At 59.1% G+C, this 3787-nt stretch carries 3 protein-coding genes; 1 reads left to right on the plus strand and 2 read right to left on the minus strand.

Going from position 1 to position 3787, the window contains the following annotated elements; genetic code table 11:
• Positions 1-946 precede the first annotated feature (946 nt).
• The gene (locus tag MTX36_RS20925) at positions 947-1954 is read left to right on the plus strand and encodes a diguanylate cyclase (RefSeq protein ID WP_243621607.1); all 1008 of its coding nucleotides are present in this window, start codon (positions 947-949) and stop codon (positions 1952-1954) included.
• A 27-nt stretch (positions 1955-1981) separates the two neighbouring features.
• Here the strand turns inward: MTX36_RS20925 and MTX36_RS20930 are convergent, their stop codons facing one another.
• Together MTX36_RS20930 and MTX36_RS20935 are read right to left on the minus strand one after the other, a co-directional pair.
• On the minus strand, positions 1982-2425 hold the full coding sequence (locus MTX36_RS20930) for a DUF5709 domain-containing protein (protein WP_243621608.1): 444 nt from the start codon (positions 2423-2425) through the stop codon (positions 1982-1984).
• A 50-nt stretch (positions 2426-2475) separates the two neighbouring features.
• Entirely contained in the window at positions 2476-3693 is a 1218-nt protein-coding gene (locus MTX36_RS20935) for a lipase family protein (protein WP_374230513.1), read from the minus strand.
• Positions 3694-3787: the final 94 nt, after the last annotated feature.

Raw genomic sequence — 3787 nt, forward strand, 5'->3', positions numbered from 1 at the left:
GGATTTCGGCCCAATCTTCCACGGACAGCATCCCTTCGTCCCTCCTGGCTCGACTAAAGCCAGGATCGCCGGTCAGGGGTCAATATTGAAGTGCCGTACCTTGATCAGTTTTCACGTGCCGTCGACAAGAACTACGAGTTGCGAGGGACTCAGCGTGTGTGTGTCGTCCAAGCATGGCCACTCCTAACCGGTCCGGTACGGAATCTGGACCAGTTCGCCCGAAACGTAAATCTCCGGATGAAAGGCTCGGTGTGCGTTCGTATCTTGGATCAGCCCGGACGTCGTCGATTGCACGGAGAAGCAACACGTCGGGATGCATCAGTTGATTCAATCAGCAGACTGTGGTTGCCACAGTCCAGGAGACCCAGATTGCCATTACTTGACATAATGTAGATTATCGGCAAATTTCCGACCTGCGGATATAGGTGCTGAGTTCCATTCCCGTCCATCGACATACTTACCTGCGCCTGCGCCTGCAGCTGCCCGCCCTATATACACACGCGCACAGATCGCCCAGCCGGCTTCCGTGCTTAGTCCGGCAGCCGGCGTTGTCCGTCGTACCCAGATCTTCCGCCGAGTCAGATCCTTGGTCAGACGATCCCGCTGCGCATCCCATGCCCGTCCAGTCGCACGGCCTGGACGGGCATGGATGGATACAAGCACTCAGCGTCCCGATCCGGCAGTGACCCGGATCGGGATCGAAGTCCCCATCCCAGTGCCCTCACCTCAATACGTCACTGTGACGTATTGAGGTGCAAGTACCGGCGCGCATCATCGAACAATTCTGATGACCGACTAAGATCGGCGACATGCTTTGTTTTCGGCCCGCCTTTTCACGAGGTTTGCATCCTCAGTGAAACCTATACGCGACGTGGCCGAACGATGGCTGGCAGTACCTGACCAATTTGATCGATTTACCCGTTTTCTTCGTGACAACGGATTGCTGGTGACAACGCGGAATGTCATCGGGTTCATGGTGATTTCCATGGGCGTCACTATTCTTCTCAAACGCTTGGGTACTCAATCGTCGCAGGTAATCGACTTTCCCTTGGATTTGATCATCGGCGTACTCGCCGTGATCAGCGGGTTTGCATTGCCGACACTCGCAACCACTCGGGAACGCTCGTACCAGTTTGTCATCGCCAGCGATCTCGCCATTGCGATCATTGTGCTCACCGAAGCGAATCTTGAACAACGACTGATGGGTTCACTCGTATTTGGACTTGTCGGCTCTTACATCGCGTTCTTTCACAACGTGCGAGCTCAGATTTGGCACCTATCGTTCTCGACGGTAGTCATCATCGTTGCCAGCATCGGCGTGTTCTCAGATGCGCCGACCACTGCTTTCGATGTTCTCGGTCGAATCCTCTTTGCGATCAGCCTGATCACGATAATGCCGTTGCTGACTCAGATTGCGCTGGCACTTCTCAGCAACGACGCACAGAGTTCCGAACTCGATCCATTGACGGACCTGCTCAATCGGCGGGGCCTTACGCGCCGTACGTCGGAATTAGTACGGTCAAAATCCAGGGTCGGCCAGTCATTGCTGGTCGTGGTAGTTGATATCGATAGCTTCAAGCATTTCAACGACACCTACGGTCATGATGTCGGCGATCGCGTCATCCTCCGCACCGGGAATCGGCTGACCGAGTGGGCGCGACCGGACGCAGCCATTGCCAGAGTTGGTGGCGATGAATTTGTCGTCGTTCAGATCATGCCGCTGCATGCCGTCGGAGATTTGCTTTCCCGGATTCACGGTGTCATGAATGGTTCGATGGTCGAGCCGCGCTCGACCACGAGTATCGGAATCGCCATCCACAACGGTCTGTGGTCCGATACTGATGCGATGGATGCCGGAGTCGACGAACTTCACCGTCTGGCGGATTCCGCAATGTACGAGAGTAAGCGCCTCGGCGGAGATCATGTCCACACAATTGTGATGACGTCGCCCTGAGCGGCGCAGCCCTCGAATCGCGCCGGCCTAGTCCTCGATGATGTGAACGGCGGCTTCCTCTGCGGATGCGGCCGCACCGTCGACACCGACATCCTCGGCGACGAGTTCACTTTCCTCGTCTTCGTAGCGGCCTTCGTCTTCGGCGACGAGTCGGCCGGCGCGACGGTTGCCGACCTCGCTGTGGGATGGGAATTCCGATTCCCGCACGGGATCGTCAGCGTAGGCGGGCTCGTACAACGGATCACCGAGTTTCGCTGCTGGATCGGGTTCTTCTTCGGCGAGGCGTTGGTCGAGGGTCTCCCCCGCATCCGGATCGCCCAGAAGGTAAGGACGCTCGGGCGGTGAGATTCCCTCGTCGAGGATGTCGTCGACTCCTCGGTCGATCAGTGTGTCTTCGGGTTGTAGTTGATCGTCGGGATCGAGGCTGTAGCTGCCTTCGGCTGCCGCACCGGTGTCATCCGCATCATTCATAACTCCACGATTCCATGCGTCGGGGGCTTTCGCCATGTGAGCGAGTCATGTCAGCAGTTGCTCGGTGCAGGTTTGCCGTCGAATCGATCTTGGAGGTAATCGAATGCGTCCGGTAGGCCGAGGACTGCGGTGGTGAGGTGATCCGGACTGGGGTAAAGCTGGGATTCGACGGTAGCGCCCGCGGCGCAGTACCGGGCATTGGTGTTGAGTACCGAATCGACGGGAATCAAAGCGTCTGTGGGACTGTGCCATTCGAATATCGGCGCGGTGGGGATGCCGGGATAGAGTTCGACGCTGTTGTCGTTCATGACGGTGATGGCTTGGGGACTGGTCAGCATCGCTATCGAGTCGGTGACTTGGCGGGCGCTTCGACCGGCTCCGGCGAGCAGGATGTCGTTGGTGCAGGCATTGGTCAGTTGTACTTCCATGGCGCGGCCGGCGGCATTGAGTTCGTTGCTCAGTGGCAGTTCGCTCGGGTATTCACGTTCGAGTCCCATCGCGGCGGCGAATGCGAGGCCGAATGCGGGATGGGGGTCTTGACCGAGTGCGTTGGCCATTTTGGCGATGTTCATCGGTACGCCGCCTTGGGCGACGCCGACGAGGTTGATCTCGGGGGCGTAGGTGGGTGCCAGAGCAGCAGCCCACGCTGTTGCCATGCCGCCGCCGGAGTACCCGGCGATCGCGACGGGGCTGGCTGAGACGCGCAGTTCGGGGACTTTCTGGGCGGCGCGGATGCCGTCGAGGGTGATTTGGCCGCCGAGGCGTGCTGCGCCGTAGGCGCTGTTGGGGCCCAGATGGTCGGGTAGTGCGACGGTCCAGCCTCGTTGTAGTGCAACGTTCAGGGCTGGGGCTTCGCGGAAGACCTTGTTGGGGTCGGAGGTGTAGAGGGTGCGTGATGGTGCGCATTCTGATCCGAGCGCGTTGACGATGTGCTGGTAGGACAGCAGTGGGCCGTCAGGTTGCTGGTTGGCGGGCACGAGCACTGTGGTGACCGCAACGATCGGATTGTTCTCGGAGTTGGTCGAGCGGAAGCTGACCTGCCAGAACGAGGCGCCGGGGAAGGTGGGGAGGTCGGGAGCTCGGCGTACCGAAATCGGGGTTCCGACGGGGCCGGTCGCGGCTTCGGTTTGGGCGTAGAACGGGTCGGGGTCCGGGGCTGGGTATGCGGGCACAGCGCTTGCCGTTCCGTGCCCGGCTGTGAGTGCCAACGACAGCAACGCGGTTGTCAGCACTGTTCCGGTAAACCTACGTCGAGTTCTAGACTTCAATGGTTTCCCCTCCACCTGATGGACATCGACACATGAACTCCAATAGGTGCCTTCCGGTACCTACCTGTTGTCTCATACCCCGGAGGAACGGGTT

The sequence above is a fragment of the Rhodococcus sp. ARC_M6 genome (genome assembly GCF_022810305.1).
In the GTDB taxonomy this organism is placed as follows: Bacteria; Actinomycetota; Actinomycetes; order Mycobacteriales; family Mycobacteriaceae; genus Rhodococcus_F.